The 25,641-nt window shown below is 64.2% G+C and carries 20 protein-coding genes, 1 tRNA gene and 1 pseudogene; 17 read left to right on the forward strand and 5 right to left on the reverse strand.

Annotated features, from left to right (window positions below):
• The first annotated feature begins 2 nt into the window (after positions 1–2).
• Positions 3–476, forward strand: a complete 474-nt coding sequence (locus tag MJ205_RS03570) for an Lrp/AsnC family transcriptional regulator (RefSeq protein WP_239811220.1) — start codon at positions 3–5, stop codon at positions 474–476.
• A 51-nt stretch (positions 477–527) separates the two neighbouring features.
• Here MJ205_RS03570 and MJ205_RS03575 read toward each other — a convergent pair whose 3' ends face one another.
• Complete coding sequence (locus MJ205_RS03575; RefSeq protein ID WP_239811221.1) at positions 528–1,250, reverse strand: hypothetical protein; 723 nt, start codon at positions 1,248–1,250, stop codon at positions 528–530.
• A gap of 348 nt (positions 1,251–1,598) precedes the next feature.
• Here MJ205_RS03575 and thrS point away from each other — a divergent pair, with 348 nt between their 5' ends.
• From thrS to MJ205_RS03630, 11 genes are all read left to right on the forward strand, one after another.
• A complete protein-coding gene (gene thrS, locus MJ205_RS03580) occupies positions 1,599–3,530 on the forward strand; it encodes a threonine--tRNA ligase (RefSeq protein ID WP_239811222.1) in 1,932 nt (643 codons plus the stop codon).
• An 85-nt stretch (positions 3,531–3,615) separates the two neighbouring features.
• Complete coding sequence (gene infC / locus MJ205_RS03585; RefSeq protein ID WP_239811223.1) at positions 3,616–4,233, forward strand: translation initiation factor IF-3; 618 nt, start codon at positions 3,616–3,618, stop codon at positions 4,231–4,233.
• Positions 4,234–4,478: 245 nt separating this feature from the next.
• Positions 4,479–4,682: a 50S ribosomal protein L35 gene (gene rpmI, locus MJ205_RS03590; RefSeq protein WP_021025158.1), complete on the forward strand. Its 204-nt coding sequence runs from the start codon at positions 4,479–4,481 to the stop codon at positions 4,680–4,682.
• A gap of 26 nt (positions 4,683–4,708) precedes the next feature.
• Positions 4,709–5,068, forward strand: a complete 360-nt coding sequence (rplT, locus tag MJ205_RS03595; protein WP_021025157.1) for a 50S ribosomal protein L20 — start codon at positions 4,709–4,711, stop codon at positions 5,066–5,068.
• A gap of 142 nt (positions 5,069–5,210) precedes the next feature.
• Positions 5,211–6,266: a phenylalanine--tRNA ligase subunit alpha gene (gene pheS, locus MJ205_RS03600; RefSeq protein ID WP_239811224.1), complete on the forward strand. Its 1,056-nt coding sequence runs from the start codon at positions 5,211–5,213 to the stop codon at positions 6,264–6,266.
• On the forward strand, positions 6,263–6,430 hold the full coding sequence (locus MJ205_RS03605; protein WP_230771775.1) for a hypothetical protein: 168 nt from the start codon (positions 6,263–6,265) through the stop codon (positions 6,428–6,430). The genes pheS and MJ205_RS03605 overlap by 4 nt, the downstream gene beginning before the upstream one ends.
• Complete coding sequence (gene pheT / locus MJ205_RS03610) at positions 6,417–8,870, forward strand: phenylalanine--tRNA ligase subunit beta (RefSeq protein WP_239811225.1); 2,454 nt, start codon at positions 6,417–6,419, stop codon at positions 8,868–8,870. The genes MJ205_RS03605 and pheT overlap by 14 nt, the downstream gene beginning before the upstream one ends.
• Before the next feature lie 22 nt (positions 8,871–8,892).
• Complete coding sequence (locus tag MJ205_RS03615; protein ID WP_239811226.1) at positions 8,893–9,219, forward strand: integration host factor subunit alpha; 327 nt, start codon at positions 8,893–8,895, stop codon at positions 9,217–9,219.
• A gap of 113 nt (positions 9,220–9,332) precedes the next feature.
• On the forward strand, positions 9,333–9,764 hold the full coding sequence (locus MJ205_RS03620; RefSeq protein WP_239811227.1) for a MerR family transcriptional regulator: 432 nt from the start codon (positions 9,333–9,335) through the stop codon (positions 9,762–9,764).
• 18 nt (positions 9,765–9,782) lie between these two features.
• Positions 9,783–9,859, forward strand: a tRNA-Pro gene (locus MJ205_RS03625).
• A 202-nt stretch (positions 9,860–10,061) separates the two neighbouring features.
• Positions 10,062–12,452, forward strand: a complete 2,391-nt coding sequence (locus MJ205_RS03630) for a DNA polymerase II (RefSeq protein WP_239811228.1) — start codon at positions 10,062–10,064, stop codon at positions 12,450–12,452.
• Between the two features lie 84 nt (positions 12,453–12,536).
• Here MJ205_RS03630 and MJ205_RS03635 read toward each other — a convergent pair whose 3' ends face one another.
• From MJ205_RS03635 to MJ205_RS03650, 4 genes are all read right to left on the reverse strand, one after another.
• Positions 12,537–14,147, reverse strand: coding sequence for a bifunctional aspartate transaminase/aspartate 4-decarboxylase (locus MJ205_RS03635; RefSeq protein ID WP_239811229.1), 1,611 nt, complete (start codon positions 14,145–14,147; stop codon positions 12,537–12,539).
• 104 nt (positions 14,148–14,251) lie between these two features.
• A complete protein-coding gene (aspT, locus tag MJ205_RS03640; protein ID WP_239811230.1) occupies positions 14,252–15,937 on the reverse strand; it encodes an aspartate-alanine antiporter in 1,686 nt (561 codons plus the stop codon).
• Positions 15,938–16,588: 651 nt separating this feature from the next.
• On the reverse strand, positions 16,589–17,710 hold the full coding sequence (locus tag MJ205_RS03645; protein ID WP_239811231.1) for an NADH:flavin oxidoreductase/NADH oxidase: 1,122 nt from the start codon (positions 17,708–17,710) through the stop codon (positions 16,589–16,591).
• A gap of 245 nt (positions 17,711–17,955) precedes the next feature.
• Positions 17,956–18,858 (reverse strand): LysR family transcriptional regulator, encoded by a 903-nt coding sequence (locus MJ205_RS03650; protein ID WP_239811232.1) that lies wholly within the window; start codon positions 18,856–18,858, stop codon positions 17,956–17,958.
• A gap of 181 nt (positions 18,859–19,039) precedes the next feature.
• On the opposite strand from MJ205_RS03650, the gene MJ205_RS03655 reads away from it, so the two are divergent.
• The 5 genes and pseudogenes from MJ205_RS03655 to MJ205_RS03675 all read left to right on the forward strand — a co-directional run.
• Complete coding sequence (locus tag MJ205_RS03655; protein ID WP_239811233.1) at positions 19,040–19,549, forward strand: sigma-70 family RNA polymerase sigma factor; 510 nt, start codon at positions 19,040–19,042, stop codon at positions 19,547–19,549.
• Positions 19,546–20,553 carry a FecR domain-containing protein gene (locus MJ205_RS03660; protein WP_239811234.1) on the forward strand — a complete coding sequence of 336 codons (1,008 nt, stop codon included), beginning with the start codon at positions 19,546–19,548 and terminating at the stop codon, positions 20,551–20,553. The genes MJ205_RS03655 and MJ205_RS03660 overlap by 4 nt, the downstream gene beginning before the upstream one ends.
• A gap of 253 nt (positions 20,554–20,806) precedes the next feature.
• Entirely contained in the window at positions 20,807–23,122 is a 2,316-nt protein-coding gene (locus MJ205_RS03665; RefSeq protein ID WP_239812653.1) for a TonB-dependent siderophore receptor, read from the forward strand.
• A gap of 100 nt (positions 23,123–23,222) precedes the next feature.
• Positions 23,223–24,584 (forward strand): sigma-70 family RNA polymerase sigma factor, encoded by a 1,362-nt coding sequence (locus tag MJ205_RS03670; protein ID WP_239811235.1) that lies wholly within the window; start codon positions 23,223–23,225, stop codon positions 24,582–24,584.
• A 265-nt stretch (positions 24,585–24,849) separates the two neighbouring features.
• Positions 24,850–25,428: pseudogene (locus tag MJ205_RS03675) on the forward strand (secretin and TonB N-terminal domain-containing protein); the annotation flags it as partial.
• Positions 25,429–25,641: the final 213 nt, after the last annotated feature.

Consider the following 25,641-nt stretch of genomic DNA (forward strand, 5'->3'; position numbering starts at 1 on the left):
CGATGAACACTGAACTCGATGCTTTCGACCTGGCTATCTTGGGCATCCTGCAGCGCGACAACCTGCGGCCCCAGCGTGAGGTGGCCGAGCTGGTGAACCTGTCGCCGGCGGCTGTGCAGCGCCGCATTCGCCGCCTGCAGGACAGCGGGGTCATCGCCACCAACACGGCGCAGCTCAGTCCGGAGGCCGTGGGCCGGCCGCTGACCATCTTTATCGAGGTGCAGCTGGTCAATGAGCTCGATGCGTTGACCCAGGGCTTTCGCGCCCGCGTGGCGGCCGAGCCTGCTGTGCAGCAGTGCTACATGGTCACCGGGCAGACCGATTACCTGTTGGTGGTGACGGCCCGCGACATGCAGGAGTACCAGGCCATCACCCAGCGGCTGTTCGGTGGCGACCAGAATATCCAGCGCTTCAACACCTCGATTGCGCTGGCCACCCTCAAACGCAGCCTGCATTTGCCGCTGCCTGCGCGCTGAATCGGCTGTTTTGGGCGAGCAGGGTGGGGCGCAGCGACGCGAAGAGGGTCCTTAATGCGCCACCGCCTGCACCGGCAGGAACTGCAGCAGGCTGCCGCCGGCCAGCCCCTGCACATAGCCAATCACCGCGCGCCGGTATTTCTCGGAGACGACATCGGCCATCAGGTCATTGCGGGCAATCATCTTGCCAAACTCGCGCTCGAAGCTCAGGTTGCGTTCGTTGGCATTGAGCTCGTTGCTCAGCAGCATCGCCTGGCCATTGCCCAGCTTGCGGTGGGTGAGCATCCAGTTGGCAATCTCCAGATTGCGCGAGGCGTTGTACACCGCCTGGGCATCGAGCCCATGGATCAAATAAAAGGTGGTGCGGCCGCCATAGGCGGTGATCAGCATGTCGGCCGTGGCCCAGGTGAAGGCGGCGACCCGGTCGCCCGCGAATTCGGGTGCCAGCGCCATGCTCATGCCGGCAATGTCGCGTTGATCCAACAAATCCGGCCAGGGTTGCTGGTTTTCTATCGCTTCGCGCACGGCCTTCATCGCTGCTTCCCGGTTGTCGAAACCGCCCTTGCGCCACTCCTGAGGATTGCGGCGGTAGAGCTTGTCCATCAGCACATACAGGCTTTGCAGGTTGGCGCGCATGCTCAACGTGGCCATGCGGTTCACATCGGACTGGCCCCATTCCTGGGCCTGCATGTCGCGTTCAGGGACTTTGCCACGGGTGGCGGGGGTGCTGGTGCAGCCCCCTTGCAGCAATAGCGCAGCCAGGCAGGCGGACATTCCAACAGATCGGGCGTAGCGATAGGGCATATCTAATCGTCAAGGTCTGCTATCGTTTTGATTATGGCAAGCGCGGTGGCGGCTGGATTGCGGGAAGACCAGCAGATTGCATCAGAATGTGGGAAAATGACAGTCGTTTTAGATTTCATCCACTGGTAAGAGCGAGAAAGGCAACATCGGTTATGACACCGCGAACTACAACCACTTGGGGTTTGACTGGCCATTAAGGCCGGTGGTTCGCGCCTGTACGACGATTTCGTCTCCTCACACCAAAGCGCGGACAAGCTCCGCGCTTTTTGCTTTTCTGGGCGGCGCGGCTCTGTACAGCACGATTATTTAGGATTTCTCATGGTTCAAATTACGCTTCCCGATGGCTCCAAGCGCGACTATCCGGGCCCCGTGTCGGTGGCCGATGTCGCTGCATCGATTGGCGCCGGCCTGGCCAAGGCTGCGCTGGCTGGCAAGGTGGGTCTGGGCGACAACGCCAAGGTGGTGGACACCAGCTTTGTCATCGACCGCGACATGCCGCTGTCCATCGTGACGGCCAAGGACGCTGACGGCCTGGAAGTGATCCGCCACTCCACCGCCCACTTGCTGGCCTATGCCGTCAAGGAGCTGTTCCCGGAAGCCCAGGTCACCATCGGCCCGGTGATCGACAACGGCTTCTACTACGACTTCGCCTACAAGCGCCCTTTCACGCCCGAAGACCTGGTGGCGATCGAAAAGCGCATGGCCGAGCTGGCCAACAAGGACGAGCCCGTGGTGCGCCGCGTGCTGCCGCGCGACGAAGCCGTGGCCTACTTCAAGGGCCTGGGTGAGAACTACAAGGCCGAGATCATCGCCTCCATTCCCAGCAATGAAGATGTGAGCCTGTACCGCGAAGGCGCGTTTGAAGACCTGTGCCGTGGCCCCCACGTGCCCAGCACCGGCAAGCTCAAGCACTTCAAGCTGATGAAGGTGGCAGGCGCCTACTGGCGTGGCGACCACAACAACGAGATGCTGCAACGCATCTACGGCACGGCCTGGGCCAGCAAGGACGATCTGCAGCAGTACCTGACGATGCTGGAAGAGGCCGAAAAGCGCGACCACCGCAAGCTGGGCCGCGAGCTCGACCTGTTCCACATCGACGAGCACTCGCCCGGCACCGTGTTCTGGCACCCCAAGGGCTGGTCGATCTGGCAAGAGGTCGAGCAGTACATGCGCAAGGTCTACCGCGACAACGGCTACCAGGAGGTGAAGGGCCCGCAGATTCTGGACAAGACCTTGTGGGAGAAGACCGGCCACTGGGACAAGTACCGCGAGAACATGTTCACGACCGAGTCGGAAAAGCGCGAATACGCGCTCAAGCCGATGAACTGCCCCGGCCACATCCTCATCTACAAGCAAGGCATCAAGAGCTACCGCGATCTGCCGCTGCGCTTTGGTGAGTTTGGCGCCTGCCACCGCAACGAGCCCACCGGCTCGCTGCACGGCATCATGCGCGTGCGTGCCTTTACGCAGGATGACGGCCACATCTTCTGCCTGCCCGAGCAAATCCAGGCCGAGGTGACCGCGTTCACGGCGCTGCTGCAAAAGGTCTATGCAGACTTTGGCTTCACCAACATCCTCTACCGCCTGTCGACGCGCCCTGAAAAGCGCATCGGCACCGACGAGAGCTGGGATGCGGCCGAAGCGGCACTGGCCGAAGGCCTGCGCGCCTCGGGTTGCGAGTTCGAATACCTGCCGGGCGAGGGCGCGTTCTACGGCCCCAAGATCGAGTACACCCTGAAGGACGCACTGGGCCGTGAATGGCAGTGCGGCACCATCCAGGTCGACCCGAACCTGCCCGAGCGTCTCGATGCCGAGTTCGTCGGCGAAGACGGCGAGCGCCACCGCCCCATCATGCTGCACCGTGCGATCGTGGGCTCGCTCGAGCGCTTCATCGGCATCCTGATCGAGCAGCACGCCGGCGCGCTGCCCGCCTGGCTGGCGCCCACGCAAGTGGCGGTGCTCAACATCACCGACGCACAAGGCGCCTACGTGCAGGAAGTGGCCGACAAACTGCGTAAGGCCTTGCCGTTCCAAGGGCTGCGTGTGGTTACCGATCTGCGCAATGAGAAGATTACGTATAAAATACGGGAGCATTCGTTGCAAAAGCTGCCCTATATTCTTGTCGCCGGCGACAAGGAAAAGGCAGCCGGAGCCGTAGCAGTGCGCGCCCGGGGCGGTAAAGACCTCGGTGTGATGTCCGTAGATGCATTCGTAGAACTGATTGCCCAGGACATCGCCGCTAAAGCGTAACAAGCCTACCCAGGCACTGAAAGGCTTTGGACAGCGTGGACTGCGTTAATAGCAGCTACGCTGTCGTAGCTTTTAAATTTTTAGGGTGAAAGCCATAGCTACTGAATTCCGTGATCGCCGCCACCGCGAAGAGCGCAAACACCGTCTGAACCGTGAGATTCAGGCACCTGAAGTGCGTCTGTCCGGTCCTGATAATGAACCCCTGGGCATCGTGCCGCTGATGGAAGCGCTGCGCATGGCCGGAGAGCTGGATGTTGACCTGGTCGAGATCGTCGCCACGGCCACGCCTCCAGTGTGCCGCCTGATGGACTACGGCAAGTTCAAGTATCTGGAGCAGAAGAAGGCGGCCGAGGCCAAGGCCAAGCAAACCGTCATCGAAATCAAGGAAATCAAGTTCCGTCCCGGTACTGATGATGGCGACTACAACGTCAAGATGCGCAATATCCGCCGCTTCCTGGCTGACGGCGACAAGGTCAAGGTGACCCTGCGCTTCCGTGGTCGTGAAATCACCCACCAGAACCTGGGCATGGACCTGCTCAACCGCATCCGCGACGAGCTGGCCGACCTGATCCAGGTCGAGCAGTTCCCCAAGCTGGAAGGCCGCCAGATGATCATGATGATCGCCCCGGCGCGCAAGAAGCCCGGTGGCGCTGCCGCTGGCAAGCCGGTGGAGGGAAATTCCTCCCCAGTAGCCACAGCTTAAAGAAGCGGTTAGAATACCGGATTACCGACAAGCGGCTTAGGCCGCTTTCGGTTTTTAGCAGAGCAGCGGCGGCGCCTGCCGGAGTCCGGGGTCTTGACCCTGGTGCCTCGGAGGGGTGCAGTCAACACTCTGCGCATTGATAGAGTAGATGTAATCTAGGTCTGTCACAGAAGTGGCTCGGGGCCAAAACAAGTTCCGTCATGGCGATGGAACGCCTCACGAGCACAAACATAAGGAGCATTCACATGCCCAAAATGAAGACCAAAAGCAGCGCGAAGAAGCGTTTTCGCGTTCGTCCAGGTGGCACCGTCAAGCGCGGTCAAGCCTTCAAGCGTCACATCTTGACCAAGAAGACCACCAAGAACAAGCGCCATCTGCGTGGTGCAACCGCTGTGCATGAGACCAACATGGGTCACATGGCACAAATGTTGCCCGGCATGGGCCTGTAATTCACTGACGAACTAGGAGAAAACACATGCCTCGCGTCAAACGTGGTGTAACGGCACGCGCCCGTCACAAAAAAGTTCTGGCCCTTGCTAAGGGTTTCCGCGGTCGCCGTGGTAACGTTTTCCGCGTTGCCAAGCAAGCGGTAATGAAGGCAGGCCAGTACGCCTACCGTGACCGTCGTACCAAGAAGCGCGTGTTCCGCCAACTGTGGATCGCCCGTATCAATGCCGCTTCCCGTGAACTGGGCCTGACCTACAGCCAGTTCGCCAACGGCCTGAAGAAGGCCGCCATTGAAATCGACCGCAAGATGCTGGCCGATATCGCCGTGCACGACAAGGCTGCTTTTGCAGCTATCGTCGACCAAGTCAAGGCCAAGCTGGCTGCCTAAGGTCACGATCGGTAGTTACTGTTGATTTGGTAGCTGCTGGTGCACACACAGCAAGGGCTAGGGCTTGAAAAGGCGCTAGCCCTTGTTTTTTTATCGCCAGGCTGTCTTTTGCGGCCCGGCACCAAAGTCGATAAGAGTCGATATGAACGAGTTGGATTCTCTGGTCGAAAGCGCGCAACAGTTGTTTGCGCAGGCCCATACCCCCGCTGATCTGGAAAACGCCAAGGCGCAGTTTCTGGGCAAGTCGGGCAAGATGACCGAGCTCATGAAGGGCATGGCACAGCTTTCCGTCGAAGAGAAAAAATCGCGCGGCGCCGCCATCAATGTGGCCAAGCAGGCGATTGAGGCGGCCTTGACGGCGCGCCGCAAGGCGCTGGCCGATGCCGAGCTGCAAGCCCACCTCAAGGCCGAAGTGCTGGATGTAACCCTCCCCGGCCGCCGCCGTGGCAGCGGTGGTCTGCACCCGGTGTCCATCACGATGGAGCGCATCGAAGGCATCTTCGGCTCCATGGGCTTCGATGTGGCCGAAGGCCCCGAGATCGAATCCGACTGGTTCAACTTCACCGCGCTCAACACGCCGGAAGACCATCCCGCGCGCTCCATGCACGACACCTTCTATGTGGAAGGCGGCACGCAGCACGCGCCCAATCTGCTGCGCACGCACACCAGCCCGATGCAGGTGCGCCATGCCGTGCAGCACGTCAAGCGCTACCGCAACCTGATCGACGCGGGCCAGACCATGCCCGAGATTCGCGTGATCGCCCCGGGCCGCACCTACCGCGTGGATTCGGACGCCACCCACTCGCCGATGTTCCACCAGTGCGAAGGCCTGTGGATTGGCGAGAACGTGAGCTTCAAGGACCTCAAGGTCGTGTTCACCGACTTCTGCAAGACCTTCTTCGAGCAGGATGACCTGGTGCTGCGCTTCCGCCCCAGCTTCTTCCCGTTCACCGAGCCCTCGGCCGAGATCGACATCCAGTTCCAGAGCGGGCCGCTGGCCGGCCGCTGGCTGGAAGTCTCGGGCGCTGGCCAGGTGCACCCCAACGTGGTGCGCAACATGGGCCTGGACCCCGAGAAATACATTGGCTTTGCCTTTGGCATGGGCCCTGACCGCCTGACCATGCTGCGTTATGGCGTCAATGACCTGCGCCTGTTCTTTGACGGCGACATCCGTTTCCTGTCGCAGTTCCAGTCATGAAAACGGAGCGTGCGGTGCTGCAGATGGGCGATGCCATCCCCAGCGCCCGGGCAGCAGGTGCTGCCACCCGCTCCCCATTGAAACGCAAGAACGCCCTGCCTGCCGATGCCCGACATGGCACTGCAGGCCTGAACGCCAAAGAGTCCGACTATGCAATTTCCTGAATCCTGGTTGCGCCAATACTGCAACCCGTCGCTGACCACCCAAGAGCTGGCCGATACCTTGACCATGGCGGGTCTCGAGGTCGAAGAGCTCGACCCTGTCGCGCCTCCGTTCACCGGCATCGTTGTCGGTGAGATCAAAGAAGCCGTGCAGCACCCTGATGCCGACCGCCTGCGTGTCTGCCAGGTCGATGTGGGCGGCCCTGAGCTGCTGAACATCGTTTGCGGCGCGCCCAATGCGCGCGTCGGCATCCGCATCCCCTGCGCCACCGTGGGCGCCGAGCTGCCACCCGGCGCAGACGGCAAGCCTTTCAAGATCAAGATCGGCAAGCTGCGCGGCGTGCAAAGCTTTGGCATGCTGTGCTCGGCCAAGGAGCTGGGCATTGCCGATGACCACGGCGGTCTGCTGGAGCTGCCCGCCGATGCGCCGCTGGGCCAGGACGTGCGCGAGTACCTGAACCTCGACGACACCTTGTTCACCCTCAAGCTCACGCCCAATCTGGCGCACTGCCTGTCGGTCTACGGCGTGGCGCGCGAGCTGTCGGCACTGACCGGCACGCCGCTCCAGGCGCTGTCCTTCCCGGCCGCTGCGGTGGCTTCGCAAGACAAGCTGCCCGTCAAGATCGAGGCGACCGACCTGTGCGGCCGTTTCTCCGGCCGCATCGTGCGCAACGTCAACACCCAGGTCAAGACCCCGCAGTGGATGGTGGACCGCCTGGCCCGCTGCGGCCAGCGCGCTGTCAGCCCCCTGGTCGACATCTCCAACTACGTGATGTTCGAGCTGGGCCGTCCCAGCCACATCTTCGATCTGGACAAGATCAGCGGCGGCCTGAGCGTGCGCTGGGGCAAGCAGGGCGAGACGCTCAAGCTGCTCAACGGCAACACCATCACGATCGACGACTTCCTCAAGGTCGGCGTGATCGCGGACGCGCACGGCCTGGAGTCGCTGGCCGGCATCATGGGTGGCGACGCCACGGCCGTGTCCGATGACACCAGGAACATCTACATCGAAGCGGCCTTCTGGTTCCCCAAGGCGGTGGCCGGCCGCTCGCGCCACTTCAACTTCTCGACCGACGCGGGCCACCGCTTCGAGCGCGGTGTGGACCCCCAGTTCACCACCGAGCATATCGAGCGCATCACCCAGCTGGTGCTGGAGATCTGCGGCACGTCTGAGACGCAGGTGGCTGCCATGGACGACCAGCAGCCCAACATGCCTGCGCCCAAGACGGTGCAGCTGCGCGTGGCACGTGCTGCCAAGGTCATCGGCATGCCGGTGACCCAGCAGCAATGCCTGGATGCGCTCAACGGCCTGGGCCTGCCTGCCACCGTGGTGCAAGAAGGTGTGATCAGTGTGACCGCGCCTACCTTCCGCTTCGACATCAACCTGGAAGAAGACCTGGTTGAGGAAATCGCGCGGATGATTGGCTACGAAAACCTGCCCACCAGCAAGCCGCTGGCGCCGATCTCGCCCAAGCTGCGTGCCGAAAACTCCCGCAGCCCTTACGCCGTGCGCCATGTGCTGGCCGGCCTGGGCTACCAGGAGACCATCAACTTCAGCTTTGTCGAAGAGAAGTGGGAGCAAGAGCTGGCCGGCAACCAAGATGCCATCAAGCTGCTCAACCCCATCGCCAGCCACCTGAGCGTGATGCGCTCTTCGTTGCTGGGCTCGCTGCTGCAGGTGCTCAAGTTCAATGTGGACCGCAAGGCACAGCGCGTGCGCGTGTTCGAGCTGGGCCGCGTGTTCTTCAAGGACGACTCGGTCGCCGAGTCCGACACCACCGTCAAGGGCTTCCACCAGCCCATGCGCGTGGCCGGCCTGGCCTACGGCGCAGCCGAGCAGCTGCAATGGGGCCGCGACGAGACCAAGGTCGATTTCTACGACGTCAAGGGCGATGTCGAGGCGCTGCTCGCGCCGCTCAAGCCGGTGTTTGAAGCGGCCGAGCACCCCGCGCTGCACCCCGGCCGTTGCGCCCGCGTGCTGCTGGACGGCAAGGCCATCGGCTTTGTCGGCGAGCTGCACCCCCAGTGGCGCCAGCAATGGGATCTGGCCCAGGCGCCGGTGATGTTCGAGCTGGCCCTCGATGCCGTGCTGGCACGCCAGGTACCGGTGTTCGCGCCAGTGGCCAAGCACCAGGTGGTCGAGCGCGACATCGCCGTCGTGGTCAAGGAAGCCGTTACCCACGCCCAGGTCATGCAGGCCATCATGGCTGCCAGCGCAGGTGCTATCCTGCGCAGTGCCGTGCTGTTCGACGTGTTCCGGCCCAAGAAGCTCAAGGCCGGTGAAGAGGCCGCCGCCGGCAGCCTGGCCCAGGACGAGAAGAGCCTGGCCGTGCGTCTGAGCCTGGGCCATGACGAGCGCGCGCTGGAAGACACCGAGATCGAAGCGGCCGTGCAGGCCGTGGTGGAACAACTCACACAAAGCCTGGGTGCGCGTCTGCGCTGATCCCATACGCGAGGATTGCTATATGGAATTCACCGTTGAAAGCCTGGAACAACCTGCGCTGACCAAGGCGCAACTGGCCGACATGCTGTTTGACAACATCGGACTGAACAAGCGCGAAGCCAAGGACATGGTCGATGCCTTTTTCGACCTGATCTCGGAGAGCTTGATCAAGGGCGAAGATGTGAAGCTGTCGAGCTTTGGCAACTTCCAGGTGCGCATGAAGAAGGCCCGCCCCGGCCGCAATCCGCGCACCGGAGAAGAGGTGCCGATCGAGGCGCGCCGCGTGGTGACCTTCCATGCCAGCGGCAAACTCAAGGATTCGGTGCAGGCCCCCGCCGACATGGGATGACGCAGGCCCTGGGCGCTCGGCTCCCTGCAGTGCGTTGGCACTGAAGGTCAAACCGTCGCCCGCTTTCGCCTATATGCAACACGGCCGCTTTCGCGGCTGTTTACAATTTATCCATGGAAAAACAGCTGCCCCCCATCCCTGCCAAGCGCTACTTCACCATCGGTGAGGTATCGGTGCTATGCGACGTCAAGCCGCATGTGCTGCGCTACTGGGAGCAGGAGTTCACGCAGCTGCGCCCGGTCAAGCGCCGGGGCAACCGCCGCTACTACCAGCACCATGAGGTGCTGATGATCCGCCGCATTCGTGAGCTGCTCTATGAGCGCGGCTTCACGATCAGCGGCGCGCGCAACCAGCTCCAGTCGCTGCCGCGCGGCCAGGCCATGCTTGATGCGCTGGAAGACGACAGCATGTTCGCGCTGCAGGAAGAGGGCGCCGATGCGCTGGCTGCCGGCATGCCCGAAAGCGCTGAACCGCTGAGCTGGCAGCAGGCCGCGGTCGAGTTGCAAGAAATTCGTCGCATTCTTTCCGGAGACCCGGAAAACTAGGTATATAATTCAAGTCTTCGGAATGTAGCGCAGCCTGGTAGCGCACTTGCATGGGGTGCAAGGGGTCGCGAGTTCGAATCCCGCCATTCCGACCAAAAAGACAAGGACTTAGCTCGAGAGAGCTAAGTCCTTTTTCTTTTGTCCAGACAGGCGTGACGCCAATATCTGCTCCCATGTGCAAGCGCGGCGGTACTACGGCGATATCATCGGTGCGCAAGCCACGCGAGGTTGTTGGCTCTTGAAGCCATGCAACGTCGGTCGCTGTGGTCCGCATCTTTTTGCTTTGCCTGATCTACCGTGCCCTCCACCCCCCTCCAAGGTTTCATCCTGACCCGCCATTGGCGGGACACGGCTGCGGGGACCGAGATTGAGTACTGGCTGGCGACCGATGGCGGTCCGCTGAAAGTGCTGCTGACGCGGCAGGCCTCGGTGGCGTTTGTCGAGGCGCGGCACCGGGTAGTGGTGCAGACGCAGTTGCTGGCGATGCCCGATACGGATCTGCGTGAGCTGGCCCTCAGGAGTTTTCAGCAGGAGCCGGTGCTGGGCGTCTATGCAAAGCACTACCGGCAGTTGGGCAAGCTCGCGCGAGGCTTGAAGCAGATAGGGGTATCGCTGCTGGAGGCCGATGTGCGCCCCCACGAGCGCTATTTGATGGAGCGCTTTATCACCGCTGGCGTGCAGGTCGAAGGCGGGCTGTTGCAGGGCAGCACGGTGGTGGACTGCAAGCTGCAGCCCGCAGCGGCGTACCGGCCGGCGCTCAAGCTGGTGTCGCTCGATATCGAAACCAGCCAGCACCAGGATCTGTATTCGATTGCGCTGGATGGCGCAGGCCAGCGGGTAGTGTTCATGCTCGGCGATGCACCGGCGCCCGGTGGGCAGGCTGAACCCCCCGAACCCGTCCGCGATTTCGTGCTGATCTATTGCGCTAGCCGCAAGGCGATGATCGAGCAGCTCAACGACTGGTTTGCGCGCCATGACCCGGATGTCATCGTCGGCTGGAATGTGGTCCAGTTCGACCTGCGGGTGCTGCAAAAGACCGCAGACGATTGCGCCACCCCGCTGCTGCTGGGGCGCGAGGGCCGGCCCATTGCCTGGCGGGCGCATCCGGGTAAGCAAGATTATTGGTTTGCGCCGATGCCCGGCCGCGCGGTCATCGATGGCATCGAGGCCTTGCGGGCGGCGGTGTGGAGCTTTCCGTCGTTCAGCCTGGAGAACGTGGCCCAGGCCTTGCTGGGCGAGGGCAAGGACATTGGCGACGAGTACGACAAGATGGCCGAGATCGAGCGCCGCTACCAAGAGGACAAGCCTGCGCTGGCGGTCTACAACATCCGCGATTGCGAGCTGGTGCTGCGCATTTTTGACAAGGCCCAACTGCTACAGTTTGCGATGGAGCGGGCGCATGCGACCGGCCTGCAGCTGGACCAGTTTGGCGGCTCGATAGCGGCATTCAGCCACCACTACCTGCCGCGCATGCACCGCCAAGGTTATGTGGCGCCCAATGTGGGCGATGTGCGCGGCAAGTCCTCGCCGGGCGGCTATGTGCTGGATTCGCGGCCGGGCTTTTATGACTCGGTGGTGGTGCTCGATTACAAAAGTCTCTACCCCTCGATCATCCGCACCTACCTGGTCGACCCGGTAGGCCTGGCCGAAGGCCTGCATGCCAGCGATACCGCGTCACTGATCCACGGGCCGATGGACACGCGCTTCTCGCGCGACAAGCACTGCCTGCCCGAGATCGTCACCACGCTCTGGCGCGCACGCGATGAGGCCAAGCGCAGCAGAAACGAGCCGCTGTCGCAGGCGCTCAAGCTGGTGATGAACTCCTTTGCCGGGGTGCTGGGTGCGACCGAATGCCGCTTCTTCAACCCGGCGCTGATCTCGTCGATCACCCTGCGCGGCCATGAGATGGTCAAGCGCACCAAGGCGCTGGTGCAGCAGCGTGGCTACGAGGTTATCTACGGCGATACGGATTCGATCTTCATCTGGCTGGGGCGCGCCCACAGCAACCAGGAGGCCCATGCGGTCGCCACATCGCTGGTCAACGATATCAATGCCTGGTGGACGCAAGGCCTGCGCCAGGAACAGAACCTGGAGAGCTTTCTCGAGATCGAGTTCGACACGCACTACAAGAAGTTCTTCATGCCCACCATCCGGGGCTCGGACGTGGGCAGCAAAAAGCGCTATGCAGGCCTGAGTGTGGATGCCGATGGCAAGGAGGCCATGGTCTACCGTGGCCTGGAGATGGCGCGCAGCGACTGGACGCCGCTGGCGCGCCAGTTCCAGGAAGGGCTGCTCTCGCGCGTCTTCCAGGGGCTGCCCTACCGCGACTTTGTCGCCGGCTATGCACAGGCCACCTTGGCGGGCCAGAAGGATGATTTGCTCGTCTACCGCAAGCGCCTGCGCCACCGGCTCGATGCCTATGTGGCCAACCTGCCGCCGCAGGTGCGTGCCGCCCGCATGGCCGATGACTACAACCGGCGCCTGGGCCGCCCGCTGCAATACCAAAGCGGGGGCTGGATCCGTTATGTGATGGGCAAAAGCGGACCGGAGCCGTTGGAGGTGCGCCAGTCGCCGATCGACTACGAGCACTACCTGAGCAAGCAGCTGCAGCCGATTGCCGATTCGATCCTGCAGCCATTGGGGGAGGACTTCAGCAGCCTGACCTCGATGCAGCAGGAGCTGTTCTAGCGGCCTGCTGCAGCGGTCTGCTGCAGCGGAGGTGGGGCAGGTGAGGACAGCGCAGTGCGGGCCTGCGCTGCGCCTGCGCCGCGCTTAAGCGGCTCCGCCCTTGCCGCCCGCCTGGGCCTGGAACTGCGCATACAGTTCATCCACCATCTTGCGCAACGCACGGCCGATGGCGGCGTACTCGTACTCGTTCAGGTTGGCGAGCGATGCCCGGCCCGATGGCCTGTCTGAGCCAAACCCCCGGCCCGGCAGCAGCACAATGCCGGTCTCATCGGCAATGCGGAACAGCATGTCGCCGGTCGAGGACTGCTTGACCGCCCAGTCGGAAAATTCCTGGCCATAGAGCCGGCAGGTCACACTCTGCAGGTCGATCAAGGTGTAGTAGTTGACGGAGTTGGGATTGTGCAGCGGCGGCATGCCCAGCTCGCGGTACAGGGTGGCCTCGCGGCGGCGGATCAGCTGTTTGAGCGCCTGCTTGTAGGCGTCGGCTTCATCGATCAGCGCAAACAGCGAGAACAGCACCATCTGCACCTGTTGCGGGGTCGACAGGCCGGCCGTATGGTTCAGCGCCACGACACGGCTGTCGGCCACCAGGCGGTCGATGAATTTGAGCGATCGCACATCGGGCAGCAGTGAGCGGTAGCGGTGGTCCAGCTCGAGCTTGGCGCTCTCGGGCAACTGGGCCAGCGCCTTGTCGAAGACGTTCTCCTTGTGCGCGGCAATCACGCCCAGGCGCCAGCCGGTGGCACCAAAGTACTTGGAGAAGGAGTAGACCAGCAAGGTGTTGTGCGGGCAGACCGAGAACAGCGACTGGAAGTCATCGGCAAAGGTGCCGTAGACATCGTCGGTCAGCACCATCAGATCGGGCCGGTGGTCGGCAATGATGGTCTTGATGCGCTCCAGGCTGCGCTGGTCCATCTTGACCGACGGCGGGTTGCTGGGGTTGACGCAGAAGAAGATCTTGACGGCCGGGTCGCGCAGCTTGTCCAGCTCCGCATCGGAGTACTGCCAGCCATTGTCCGGATCGGCATGGATGGGTACCTCCTCCAGCGCGTACTGGGCCAGCTCCGGGATCTCGATATACGGTGTGAACACCGGCATGCCGATGGCGACCTTGTCGCCGGCCTTGAGCAGGCCGCTGATGCGCAGGCTCTCGAAGATATAGGCCATCGCGGCGGTGCCACCCTCGACCGCAAACAAATCGACCGACTCCACCGGCACGGCGCCGCCGGCCATCTCGCGCACGATGTACTGGCGCACGATCTTCTCACTCACGGTCAGCATCCGTGGCGGCACCGGGTAGTTGCATCCGAGGATGCCGTCCACCATCTCATGCAGAAAGGCGGCCGGGTCCAGGCCGAGCTGGTCCCGCACATAGCTGAGCGACTTGGCCAGAAAGCGCACACCTTCCTGGTCGCGGTGTTCGGCGGTGTAGCGCTCGAAGCGGTTTTCGATGCCTTCGATATTGGCCAGCCCGCCGATGCCTGCTGTCATGTACGAGTACGACAGCTCGGACTCGGCCGCTGCAAACAGCCCCAGGCGGAAGAAGGCGCGCCGGGGCGTCGTCGCCAGAAAGTTCGGGTTGCCACGCCCGGCGTTGAGCATCAGCCGGTTGGCCTTGCCCGATGCCACCTTGATCAATTCATCCTTGAGCTCGAACGGGCTCAAATGGGCCAGACGCTGGTAGTCCTGAGACATGGTGCAACTCCTTGCAGTCGTTGAAAAACGGGATAAACGGGAAACGGGGAGGCGGCACGGTGCCGCCGGTGTGTCAATGGATCCGTGAGAGGGCGCAGCGCCGCTCAGGCAAAAGCGATCACCAGCGGACCCAGCAGTGTCAGAAACACGTTGGCCAGCGCATAGGTGATAGCAAACGGCACCGTGGGGATGGCGTTGCCCGCCTTGTCCAGCACCTCGCCAAAGGCGGGGTTGGCACTGCGTGCGCCCGACAGGGCCCCTGCAAAGATGGCGACGTTCTCATAGCGCAGCACATACTTGCCAAACAGCATCGCAATCAGCAGCGGCACGATGGTCACCACCATGCCCATCAGGAACAGGCTCAGGCCTTGCTCCATCACCGTGCTCACCGCCTGCTGGCCCGATTGCAGGCCCACCATGGCCACAAAGCCGGCCAGGCCCAGATCACGCAGCAGGGTAGAGGCCGCAGTCGGCATATTGCCCAAGGTGTGCTTGCGGCTGCGCCACCAGCCAAACAGCAGCCCCGCGAGCAGGGCGCCACCGCCGCTGCCCAGCGTGATCGGGATCGAGCCGATGCGCAGCACCAGCAGACCGATCAGCAGCCCGACGGTGATGCCCAGACCGTGGAAGACAAAGTCCGTCTTGTCGCTGGGGATGAGGATGGGCCCCACCGACTGCGCGGCATTCTGCACATCCTGTGGTGTGCCAAACAAGGTCACCACATCGCCGGGCACGATCAAGGTGGCGGGGGTGATCGGCAACGGCGAGCCCGAGCGGGTCAGCGCTACCGCATAGACGCCGTGCTTGAACTCGGGCGTCAGGCTGTCGAGGATGTCCTTGACGCTGCGGTTGAGGTACTGGCTGTTGGTGATGGACACATCGCGGCGCACCATCACCACGTCCATGTCTTCGGCGCTTTGCAGCTCATCGCCGATGTTGGCGCCCAGCGCCACCACCGCTGCGCGCCGGCCCACCAGCAGCACTATGTCGCCCGCTTCCAGCACCAGCTGGGGGTCCACCCCCACCAAGGCATTCTTGCGGCGGATACGCTCGATGGTGACCGAGCCTTGCGGCGCGCTGGCCTCCAGTTCGGCCACGGTGCGGCCCGATTGCCGGACCTTGAAGATGCGGCCCACCAGATCGGGCGCCGCAGGCGATTCACCTGCGCCATAGACGTGCACGCCCTTGAGCATTTCCTGCTCGGCCTGGATGGCGTCGTCATGGATCTTGCGGCCGGTCAGCCACTGCAGCACATTCACGCACAGCAAGATGGCGCCGAACGAGCCAAAGATATAGGTCACCGCATAGCCGATGGCCACATTGGCCTGCATGCGCTGCACCTCATCGGCCGCCAGGCCCAGCTTCTCGATGGCCGAGCCTGCCGTGCCGATGATGGCCGACTGCGTCATGCCCCCAGCGGCCAGCCCCGCTGCCAGGCCCTTGTCCAGGTGGAAGACCCGTGCCAGCACCACGACGGTGACCAGGCCCGAGATGGCGACCACCGCCGCCATCAGGATCTCCTTGATCGACTGCCGCCCCAGAGAGCGGAAGAACTGGGGCCCGCTCTCGAAACCCACCGCATAGATGAACAGCGCAAACAGCACCGCCTTGATGCCCGAATCGATCTGGACCCCCACCTGGCTGATCAGCACCGCTGCCAACAGCGACCCTGCCACACCCCCCAGCTGGAACGAGCCGAACCGCAGCTTGCCGATGCCGTAGCCTAGTGCGAGCGCTGCAAACAGCGCAATCTCCGGCGCCTGGTGCAAGATACCTCTGAGCCAATCCATACGAGCCTTTCAGGTCAAAAGAAGGCTGCCCTACCGCCCGAAGCCATCAAAGCGGCGTACAGCGTGTTAAGAATTGTTTGCATTGGGCGCCGACCACATTAACTGAGACGGAAAAAATCTGCATGTAGGACAGCACAGGCAAAATCTTTCAGCGGCCCGTTGTTGATACAGATCAAATAGCGCCTTGCCATGGCCCAGACGCCAGGTCCGGTGCAGCGCCGGCCTGCCATGCGCGAAGACGGAGGCTGGAACACGCAGTAAGCAGACACCTCGGCGGGTCCAAGGGTCGAGAGGCAACGCATGCCGGTGTTGGCCCGGCTTACCGGGGGGCGAGGAAATAGTGCGGTGCCGATGCATTCTTGCCACATCAATGGCGATGGTTATGTGTCGTTTGGATTGGCTTTAATGGCTTTTGGATAAATCGCCGGCGAGGAGAGCGCCATCGAAGGCCGCGCGGCGCGGTGCGCCCCAGGCCGCGCTTTGGCCCCCGGTCTCCCCGCACACCGGCTGCATCATGGCGCCAGCAGTTCCCGCTGTACAGCCCGGCGGGCATTGCGTTGGACGGGCGGCAACTGCGCCCTGTGCTGCGCCCGCTGTACCCGTTAAGCGGGCAAAGGCCTGCGCGGCCACGGCCGCGCAGGGATGCAGCGATCAGGCAGTGGCTGCCTGTTTGCCGGCACCCCGGTAGCGCTCCAGCCAATGCGCGTAGGGGGCCGGCAGTACCCAGTCAGGCCGCGCTGCCTTGAGTTGCTGGGCCAGCGTGTAGGGGTAGTGCGGGTTGGCCAGCATCGAGCGGCCCATCATCACCAGCGACATCTGGCCGTCGGCCACGACGCGCTCGGCCAGCTCGGCGTCGTCAATGCCCCAGCTCGATGCGACGGGCAGGCCGGCTTCGCGGCTGACGCGGGCGGCAATCGGGGCCAGGAAGGCGGGCTCGCCCCACGGGATCTGCACGCCGGGGATGACAAAGTTCACGCTGACATTGAGCAGGTCCAGGCCCCCTTCGCGCATGCGGCGCACCAGCTCGATGGATTCGGCCAGCGTCTCTTCATCGCGGCCATCGTATTCAATGACACCAAAGCGGGCAGTCAGTGGCAGGTTCTCGGGCCAGACTTCGCGCACGGCGGCCAGCGTTTCCAGCGCAAAGCGGGCGCGGTTGTCAAAGCTGCCGCCATAGGCATCCTGGCGCTGGTTGGAATGGGCCGAGAAAAAGCTCTGGGCCAGGTAACCATGGGCAAAGTGCAGCTCCAGCCATTTGAAGCCGGCGGCCAGTGCGCGGCGGGCGGCGGCGACAAAGTCAGCCTTGACGCGCGCGATATCGGCCAGGGTCATCTCGCGCGGCACGCGGTCCAGATCACCACCAAAGGCAATGGCCGAGGGGGCAATGGTTGGCCAGGCGCGCGGGTCGCTCTCGGGGATATGGTCGTCGCCTTCCCAAGGGCTGTTGGCGCTGGCCTTGCGGCCGGCGTGGGCAATCTGGATGCCGGGCACAGCGCCTGCGGCCTCGATGCCGGCAGCAATGCGTGCCAGGCCGGGCACATGGGCGTCATCCCAAAGGCCCAGGCAGCCAGGGCTGATGCGGCCGTCGGCCGAGACGCCGGTGGCCTCGACAATCACCAGGCCCGCGCCGCCCCGGGCGATCGACGGGTAGTGCACCTGGTGCCATTCGTTGGTGAATCCATCGGTGGCGCTGTACTGGCACATCGGAGGCACGGCAATGCGGTTGCGCAGGGTGACGTCTTTGAGGGTGAAGGGGGTAAACAGGGCAGACATGGATATGCTGGATATACAAAAGAAAAGAGGGAATGGGTCGGCCGTGCAGCCTGCCGCGCCGCAGACTGTTTGGCATCTGCCAGGGCAGGCATTGGCTGTCCCGGGCAAGGCTCTGCGCAGGCCGTCCACCGCTCGCAATTGAGGCGCCCTGGCCATAAACCAAATGCTGGTTTTTTATGGCAGCCATCTGGCTGGCTGATATCAGCCCCTTCCTGCGCTACCTCTGTGACCCCTCGTTTGCGGGGCTACTGCATCGCCGGCATCGATGCAAACAGCAACTCACGCAGCCAGCGCTGTGCCGGGTCGTGGTGGCTGCGCTCATGCCAGACGGCCAACTGGCTGAACCCTGGCACCTCCACCGGCGGCTTGCAGACCGACAGCCCATCCATGCCTGCCACCAGGCGGCTGGGCAGCACCGCCACCATGTCGCTGGAGCGCAGGATGTCGGGCAACACCACAAAGCATTTGAGCGACAGGCTCACCTCACGGCGCTGGCCCAGCTTCTCCAGCGCCTCATCCACCACGCCGTGGAAGCCGCCGCCCTCATACGACACCAGCGCATGGTCCAGCGCGCAGAACTGCTTGACGCTGAGCTTGCGGCCCGCAGCGGCGTGGCCTTCGCGCATCACGCAGACATAGTGCTCCTGGAACAGCTGGCGCGCATGCATGTCCTGCGGCGTGTTGTCGCCGGTCAAAAACGCCAGGTCGATATCGCCGCGCTCCAGCTGGCCCTGCACCAGGCGCGGCTCCAGCGGGATCAGTGATACGCGGATGCTCGGCGCCTGGCGCTTCAAGGCCGCCAAAAAGGGCACGGCAATGGCGCGCAGCGCATAGTCGGTGGCGGCAATGCGGAAGGTGAGCCGGGCGGTGCTGGGGTCAAACACCGGTGGCTGCAGCAGTGCATCGATCTCGCAGAGCATCTGCTTGATCGGCAAGGCCAGATCCAGCGCCCGCTGGGTGGGCACCATGCCACGCTGGGCGCGTGCAAACAAGGGGTCGGCAAAACTCTCGCGCAGGCGCTGCAGCATGCCGCTCATCGCCGGCTGGGTCAGCCCCAGCCTGCCAGCGGCGCGGGTCACGCTGCGCTCATCGATCAGTGCGTCCAGCGCCTTGAGCAGGTTGAGGTCCATTTTCTTGATATCTCGCATGCTTATCGAAATCTTTGAATAGCCAAATTTGGCTGATATTGTCGCGACCCGGCCTTCCCTGCGTGGCATTGCGGGTTTGGGCCAAGACGGCGCTGAGGCCAGAGGGGTCAAATACCACTGGTTACAATGCGATTAATTCCTATTTGCATTGTCTCTGGGTATCTCTGCATGCCCCAGCCCTATGTCCAGCGCCGAACCCCCTGTGCATTCAGAAGTTGCCACGCTCTATGCCGACCACCATGGCTGGCTGCAGGCCTGGTTGCGCCGCAAGCTGGGCGATGTGCACCAGGCGGCCGATCTGGCGCAGGACACCTTCATGCGCTTGCTCACGCGCGAGGATCCGGTGCAGGCGCGCGAACCCCGGGCCTTGTTGACGACGGTGGCCCAGCGTGTGCTGGCCAACCACTATCGCCGCCAGCAGCTGGAGCGCGCCTATCTGGAGGCGCTGGCCCAGGTGCCGCAGGCCACGGCCATCTCGCCGGAAGAGCGGGCGTTGCTCTTGGAGGCGCTCGACGAGATCGACCGCATGCTCGATGGCCTGCCCCCCGCGGTGCGCCGCGCGTTCTTGATGGCCCAGCTCGATGGCATGAAGCAGGCCGAGATTGCGCAGGCGCTCGGCCTGTCGCTCACCACTGTCAAGCGCTACCTGCTGCAGGCGGGCATGCGCTGCTTTTTTGCGGTGGCGCCATGACGACCCCTGGTGCCTTGGCCGTACCGCCCGAGGTAGCGCGCAGCGCGGTGGAGTGGTGGCTGCAGCAGCAAGAGGGCGCGCTGACGGAAGGCCAGCACCAGGCCTGGCTGGCCTGGCGCGGTGCGGACCCCTTGCATGAAACGGCCTGGCAGCACCTGGCCCGGGTCAACGACAAACTCAGCGCGCTGGCGGCGCCCGGCAGCAGCGGCGCGGCCGAGGTGGCGCGGGCGGCGTTGGCGCCCCGGGAATCGGCGCGCCGCCGCCAGGTGGTGCAGACCTTGGCGCTGCTGGTGTTTGGTGCGGGCATCGTCTGGCAGGCCGAGCAGCAGCTGCCTTGGCGGCGCTGGAGCGCCGATGTGCGCACGGTCCGTGCCGAGCGCAAGCGTATGCGTCTGGAAGACGGCACCCAGCTGGTGCTGAACGGCGCAACGGCCTTGAACATCGACTACAGCGCAGGCCTGCGCCGCCTGCAGCTGGTGGAGGGCGAGGTGCTGATCACCACGGCAGCCGATCACCAACAGCCTGCGCGCGACTTTGTCGTGCAGACACGCGAAGGCCTGGCACAGGCGCTGGGCACCCGTTTTTCGCTGCGCAGCCTGGCGGGTGGGGGCAGCCTGGTCAGCGTGTTTGATGGCGCCGTGCGGCTGACCTCGGCCCACAGTGCCGGGGCCGGGCCTGTGCTGCAGGCCGGTTTTAGCGCCGTATTGCAAGCCGCGTCGGTATCGACACCGCAGGCGGTGTACGAAGAAAGCCTGGCCTGGACGGACGGCATGCTGGTGGCGCGCGGCATGCCGCTGGCCGACATGCTGGCCGCGCTGCAGCCCTATAGCGTGGAGCGCCTGGTCTGTGATCCGGCAGTGGCGGGCCTGCGCATGTCGGGCAGCTACCCGCTGGCCGATGTGGCGCGGGTGCTGGCCACACTCGATGCCTTGCCAGGTTTGCGGGTGCGCAATCTGGTGCGCTGGTGGGGCCAGCGCGAGGTGGTGGTAGAGAAGGCGGTCTAACTGCCAAAAAAAATTTCTAAAAATTTCGAGCCAGCCTGGTCTGTTTTTCGTTCTCGCGGGACATGTCAAAGGAAAGCGGCATGGCGCCGTCTTGCACGGCGCTCCTGCCACCCGTCCTCTTTTCTTTGTGATCACCATGGCCAAGTCTTCTGTCCACCCGCGTCCCGCTGCCGGGCTGTCTGCGTTGAGCGCTTCTTCCGTAACCCATGTCTGGGCCTGCCGCAGCCTGGTGCTGGCGCTGGCCTGTGCCGGCATGGCCAGCAGCCATGCCCAGCCCGCTGCTGCATCGCAGGCCGTGGGGGCCAGCCGCAGCTACCAGATCCCGGCCGGCGCACTCGAAGATGCGCTGAACCGCTTTGGGCGCGAATCGGGCCTGCTGCTGTCCTTCACGCAAGCGCAGGTCCAGGGCTTGCGCAGCGCGGGCCTGCAGGGCAGCTATGCGCCGGATGAGGCACTGCAGCGGCTGCTGGCCGGCACCGGCCTGGCCCTGCAGCGCACCGCCGCTGGCGCCTATATCTTGCAAGCCGCGCCGCGCCCGGCCGTGGCACCCGCCAGCGCCGGCCAGGCGGGCGATACCACCTTGCCGGCAGTCACGGTGACTTCGCAGCGCGGCCAGGCGCAGCAGAGCTATGCCAGCCCCGGCCCCGTGTCTGCCACCAAGCTGGGCGCCAGCCTGATGGAGACGCCGCGCAGCATCTCGGTCGTGAGCCAGGCGCAGCTGCAGGCCCAGGCGCCCAAGAGCATCGAGCAGGCGCTGTCCTATACACCTGGCGTGGCCACCGAGGTCACCGGCGCCGATGTGCGCATGACGGGCGCCATCATCCGGGGCTTCAGCGATGGCAGCTCGTACTACAAGGATGGGCTGCGCCAGTTTGCCGCCGGCACCTATGGCTCCTGGAACGACGAGATCGACGAGATCGAGAGCCTGGAGGTCATCAAGGGCCCCGCCTCCATGCTGTTTGGCCAGGGCCGGCCCGGTGGTGTCATCCATGTGCTGTCCAAACGGCCCGAGGCGGACCATGTCAACAGCGTGGGCGCCTCGTATGGACGCTACCACCGCGCCCAGCTCACGGCCGATCTGGGCGGTGCGCTGGATGCCGACGGCAAGCTGCTCTACCGCTTGAACCTCAAGGGCCGGGACAGCGATGGCCGCTCCATCGGATCGCGCGACGACCGCCTGGCCATTGCGCCATCCTTGCTGTGGAATATCTCCAACCAGACCCAGCTGACGGTGCTGGCCAATTACTCACGCGAGCGCAGCACGCCCAAGCCCTGGTGGCCCAGCCTGTTCACCTATCCGCAGATCAAGCAGCTGTCGCCCAAGCTAACAGCAGGCGACCCGGCGTTTGACCGCTTTGACCGCGACACGCGCTCGCTGGGCTATGCGTTCTCGCACCAGACCGACAGCGGCTGGACGCTGACGCAGAACCTGCGCTACTCCACGATCGACATCGACTACCGCCACATCTATGCGATGGATGTGCTGGCCGATGGCGACAGCGTGACCCGCGCCAACCTGGCCCAGCGCACCAAGGGCAAGACCCTGGCGATGGACAGCCGGGCGCAGAAGGACCTGCGCTGGGGCGATGTGGAGCACCGCATGGCGTGGGGCGTCGATATCACCAAGTACAAGGAGCGCGGCGGCCTGGGCTTTGGCTGGGATGTGCCCAACCTCAGCCTGAGCGCGCCCGTCTATGGCCAGTCGATTGCGGTGCCTGAGCTCGAAGACAGCAACAGCGACCTGCGCCAGACCGGTATCTACACCCTGAACCAGTTCAAGCGCGGGCCCTGGATTGCCAACCTCAGCCTGCGCCATGATGTGGCCCGCACCACGCAGAACAGCAGCAGCCAGCCACGCATGCGCGACAACGCCACCACCGGCAGCGTGGGCCTGCTCTACCAGATGGCCGATGGCCTGGCGCCGTATGCCAGCTACGCGAGCTCGTTCGACCCGACCACCGGCCTGGCCTTTGATGGCAGTGCCTTTGCGCCACGCAAGGGCAAGCAGTACGAGGTCGGCATCAAGTACCAGCCGCCCGGCAGCAAGAGCGTGGTCACCGCCTCGGTGTTTGACCTGCGCCAGACCAATGTGACCACCCAGGACCCGGTCCACCCGCGCTTCAGCGTGCAGACCGGCGAGGTGCGCTCGACCGGCTTTGAGCTGGAAGCGCAGATGGCCCTCACGCCAGAAGTGCAGGGCATGCTTGGCTTCACCTACCTGGACCCGCGCACCACCCAAAGCAACCGGCCAGCTGAGATCGGCCAGCAAACCTTGCAGACCTCGCGCCACATGGCCAGCCTCTGGCTGGACTACCGCCCGCGCAGCCTGCCGGGCGTGATGGTAGGGGCCGGCCTGCGCTATAAGGGCCGCTCGCCCTATAACCTGGCCTCCAATGGCAGCCTGAACTACAACGACGCGGTGACCGTGGCCGATCTGGCGCTGGCCTATGAAACGCCCCAGTACCGCGTGGCGCTCAACGTCAACAACCTCTTCAACAAGACCTACTACGCGGGCATCTTCCGTGGCGTGGACCGTGAGGCGACTGTGAGCTTCAAGTACTTCTTCTAAGTACGTTTAGTGATAAAAGCGCCGCTCCTGGGACCAGAGGACAGAAAATCAGTATGGCTATTGAGAATGATTCTCTTTACATGGCTTATGATCCAGCCCCATGGAATTGTCCGCCTCCTTCACCCGCGCGCTATTGACCGGCTTTGACCGGGCCTATGCCGACCTGGTGCGGGTGGCGACGCGCAGCACCGGCAGCCGCGACGAGGCGGGTGAGCTGGTGCATGAGACCTGGCTGAAGCTGGCCGAGCATGCCCAGGCCAGTGGCCAGGCGGAGGCCGCTGGCGACCAGCCCGATGACACGACGGCCTACCTGGCGGTGATGACCCAGCACCTGGCGCTGGATGCGCACCGCCGCCGCCAGCGCCACGGCCGCTATGTGGAAGGCGCTGTGCTGCAGGAGCAGCTGGCGCCCAGCCATGCACCGGATGTGGCCGATTCCGTGATGTACCGCCAGGCGCTGGCAGTGCTGGAGACGGCACTGGCCGGCCTGCCCGAGCGCAGCCGCGCCGCCTTTGTGGCCCACCGCATCCATGGCGACAAGCAGCCGCTGATTGCCGAGCGCTTGGGCGTATCGCTGAACACCATCGAGCGCGATCTGATCCAGGCCAGTGCCTGTGTGGAAGATGCGTTGCAGCGCTGGCGCGGCAGCCACCAGGGCAGCGCCCGGCGTGCCGGCCGGCGCCGCAGCCTGGCCGCGCTGCTGAGTTTTGCCGGTGTGGGCCTGGGCGGCCATCTGGGCTGGCAGCAGTGGCAGCTTTACCGCCAGCAGCATGTGCAGTGGCAGGCCCGTTGGCAGAGCCCGCGCGGCCAGCAGGTGCGGCATGCGCTGCCCGATGGCTCCAGCCTGCTGCTCGATGCCCTCAGCCAGGCGCAGCTGCAGTATTTTGCGGCGCGCCGGTCGGTGCAGCTGCTGCAGGGCGCGGCCTTTTTTGAGGTGGCGCGTGATGAGAACCGGCCGTTTGAGGTGCAGGCGGCCGGCCTGCGCATCACCGTGCTGGGCACGCGCTTTGGTGTGGAGATCACGCCGATGGGCCGGGGGCCCAGCAGGGTCAGCGTGCAGGTGGAATCCGGCCGGGTGCGTGTGGAGCCGATGGCCGAGGGCGACACCATAGAAACGCCGCAGGATGATGGCTTTGCGCATACGCTGGAGGCCGGCCAGGCGCTGCAGTGGGCGGCGGGCGACCGCAGCCCCGAGCTGTCGTCGGTGGAGTCGGCCGCCTCCTGGCGCCATGGCGAGCTGGTGTTCCAGCATGCCACTCTGGGCCAGGCACTGGAGCGGCTGGCGCGCTATGCGCCCTTTGCGATGGAGGCCACGCCGGATGCAGCGCGCCTGCCGCTCAGCGGCCGGGTGCGTATTGCGCAGGCCCAGGCCTGGATACAGGCACTGCCCCGGGCCTTGCCGGTGCAGGTGCAGCAGCAAAGCGATGGCAGCCTGCTGCTCAGCCGCCGCAGCCGGTCTTGATGGAGCAGGGCACGGTATGGCACTGCACTACGCGGGCTACGGCAGCCGCGATCGAATTATTTTTCAGGAACTTTCAGGGCCAATCGTCCTTGTGGTGAGCGTTTGCTTTCACCCCCTCTTCACAAGGACGATTTTCATGCCTTCATTGCTTTTCCGTGCCCGGCACACACCGCTGGCCCATGCCGCACTCTTGCTGGTTTTGGCGCTGCCGCTGCAAGGCGCACTGGCGCAAACCGGCGCCCCGGCGCAGACCCAGCGCTTTGACATGGCCGCCCAGCCGCTGGCCGCTGCGCTGGACCAGTTTGCCCGCCAAGCCGGCCTGCAGCTGGTGTTTGCCCCCGAGCTGGCCGCCGGCCGCCAGGCGCCAGCGCTGCATGGCCAGCTGCCGCTGCGCGAGGCGCTCGACAGCCTGCTCAAGAACAGCGGCCTGCAGGGCCGCATGCAGGATGGCACCTTGACGGTAGAGACGGCGCCCACGCGCGAGAGCACCTTGGCCGAGGTGCGGGTGCAGGCGCGCCGCGCGGTGGACGGCACCACCGAAGACACCGGCTCCTACACCAGCCGGGTGACCAGCATTGCCTCCAAGTCCGACCTGGCTTTCCGCGAGATTCCGCAGTCGGTATCGGTGGTGACGCGGGCGCAGCTCGATGACCGCCGCCTGACCGAGGTGCGCGATGCGCTGGCTGCCACGCCGGGCATCACGACGACCTTGACCAATGCCGAGGCTGCGAACTTCTTCTCGCGCGGTTTCCAGATTGACAGCATGCAGGTCGATGGTGGCGCGCCGCTGAACATCTCCAACTTCACCTACAGCGCCGCGCAGAACATGGATTTCTACGACCGGGTCGAGGTGATGCGGGGCGCATCCGGCCTGCTGGGCGGCGTGGGTGATCCGGGCGGCATCATCAACATCGTGCGCAAAAAGCCCTTGGCCGAGCCGCGTGTGACGGTGCAGCAGTCGCTGGGCAGCTGGAACAACTACCGCAGCATGCTCGATGTGACCGGGCCGCTGGCGTTGGAAGGCCGGGTGCGTGGCCGGGCGGTGCTGTCCTATACC

Origin of the sequence: Comamonas sp. B21-038, assembly GCF_022387135.1 — a bacterium.
GTDB classification, from domain to species: domain Bacteria; phylum Pseudomonadota; class Gammaproteobacteria; order Burkholderiales; family Burkholderiaceae_C; genus Comamonas; species Comamonas sediminis.

Bases quoted from the DNA above. Each gene is read 5' to 3' on its own strand.
- MJ205_RS03570 (WP_239811220.1), top strand. From the start codon at position 3: ATGAACACTGAACTCGATGCTTTCGACCTGGCTATCTTGGGCATCCTG.
- MJ205_RS03575 (WP_239811221.1), bottom strand. From the start codon at position 1,250: ATGTCCGCCTGCCTGGCTGCGCTATTGCTGCAAGGGGGCTGCACCAGC.
- thrS (WP_239811222.1), top strand. From the start codon at position 1,599: ATGGTTCAAATTACGCTTCCCGATGGCTCCAAGCGCGACTATCCGGGC.
- rpmI (WP_021025158.1), top strand. From the start codon at position 4,479: ATGCCCAAAATGAAGACCAAAAGCAGCGCGAAGAAGCGTTTTCGCGTT.
- rplT (WP_021025157.1), top strand. From the start codon at position 4,709: ATGCCTCGCGTCAAACGTGGTGTAACGGCACGCGCCCGTCACAAAAAA.
- pheS (WP_239811224.1), top strand. From the start codon at position 5,211: ATGAACGAGTTGGATTCTCTGGTCGAAAGCGCGCAACAGTTGTTTGCG.
- MJ205_RS03605 (WP_230771775.1), top strand. From the start codon at position 6,263: ATGAAAACGGAGCGTGCGGTGCTGCAGATGGGCGATGCCATCCCCAGC.
- pheT (WP_239811225.1), top strand. From the start codon at position 6,417: ATGCAATTTCCTGAATCCTGGTTGCGCCAATACTGCAACCCGTCGCTG.
- MJ205_RS03615 (WP_239811226.1), top strand. From the start codon at position 8,893: ATGGAATTCACCGTTGAAAGCCTGGAACAACCTGCGCTGACCAAGGCG.
- MJ205_RS03620 (WP_239811227.1), top strand. From the start codon at position 9,333: ATGGAAAAACAGCTGCCCCCCATCCCTGCCAAGCGCTACTTCACCATC.
- MJ205_RS03635 (WP_239811229.1), bottom strand. From the start codon at position 14,147: ATGTCTCAGGACTACCAGCGTCTGGCCCATTTGAGCCCGTTCGAGCTC.
- aspT (WP_239811230.1), bottom strand. From the start codon at position 15,937: ATGGATTGGCTCAGAGGTATCTTGCACCAGGCGCCGGAGATTGCGCTG.
- MJ205_RS03645 (WP_239811231.1), bottom strand. From the start codon at position 17,710: ATGTCTGCCCTGTTTACCCCCTTCACCCTCAAAGACGTCACCCTGCGC.
- MJ205_RS03650 (WP_239811232.1), bottom strand. From the start codon at position 18,858: ATGCGAGATATCAAGAAAATGGACCTCAACCTGCTCAAGGCGCTGGAC.
- MJ205_RS03655 (WP_239811233.1), top strand. From the start codon at position 19,040: ATGTCCAGCGCCGAACCCCCTGTGCATTCAGAAGTTGCCACGCTCTAT.
- MJ205_RS03660 (WP_239811234.1), top strand. From the start codon at position 19,546: ATGACGACCCCTGGTGCCTTGGCCGTACCGCCCGAGGTAGCGCGCAGC.
- MJ205_RS03665 (WP_239812653.1), top strand. From the start codon at position 20,807: ATGGCCAGCAGCCATGCCCAGCCCGCTGCTGCATCGCAGGCCGTGGGG.
- MJ205_RS03670 (WP_239811235.1), top strand. From the start codon at position 23,223: ATGGAATTGTCCGCCTCCTTCACCCGCGCGCTATTGACCGGCTTTGAC.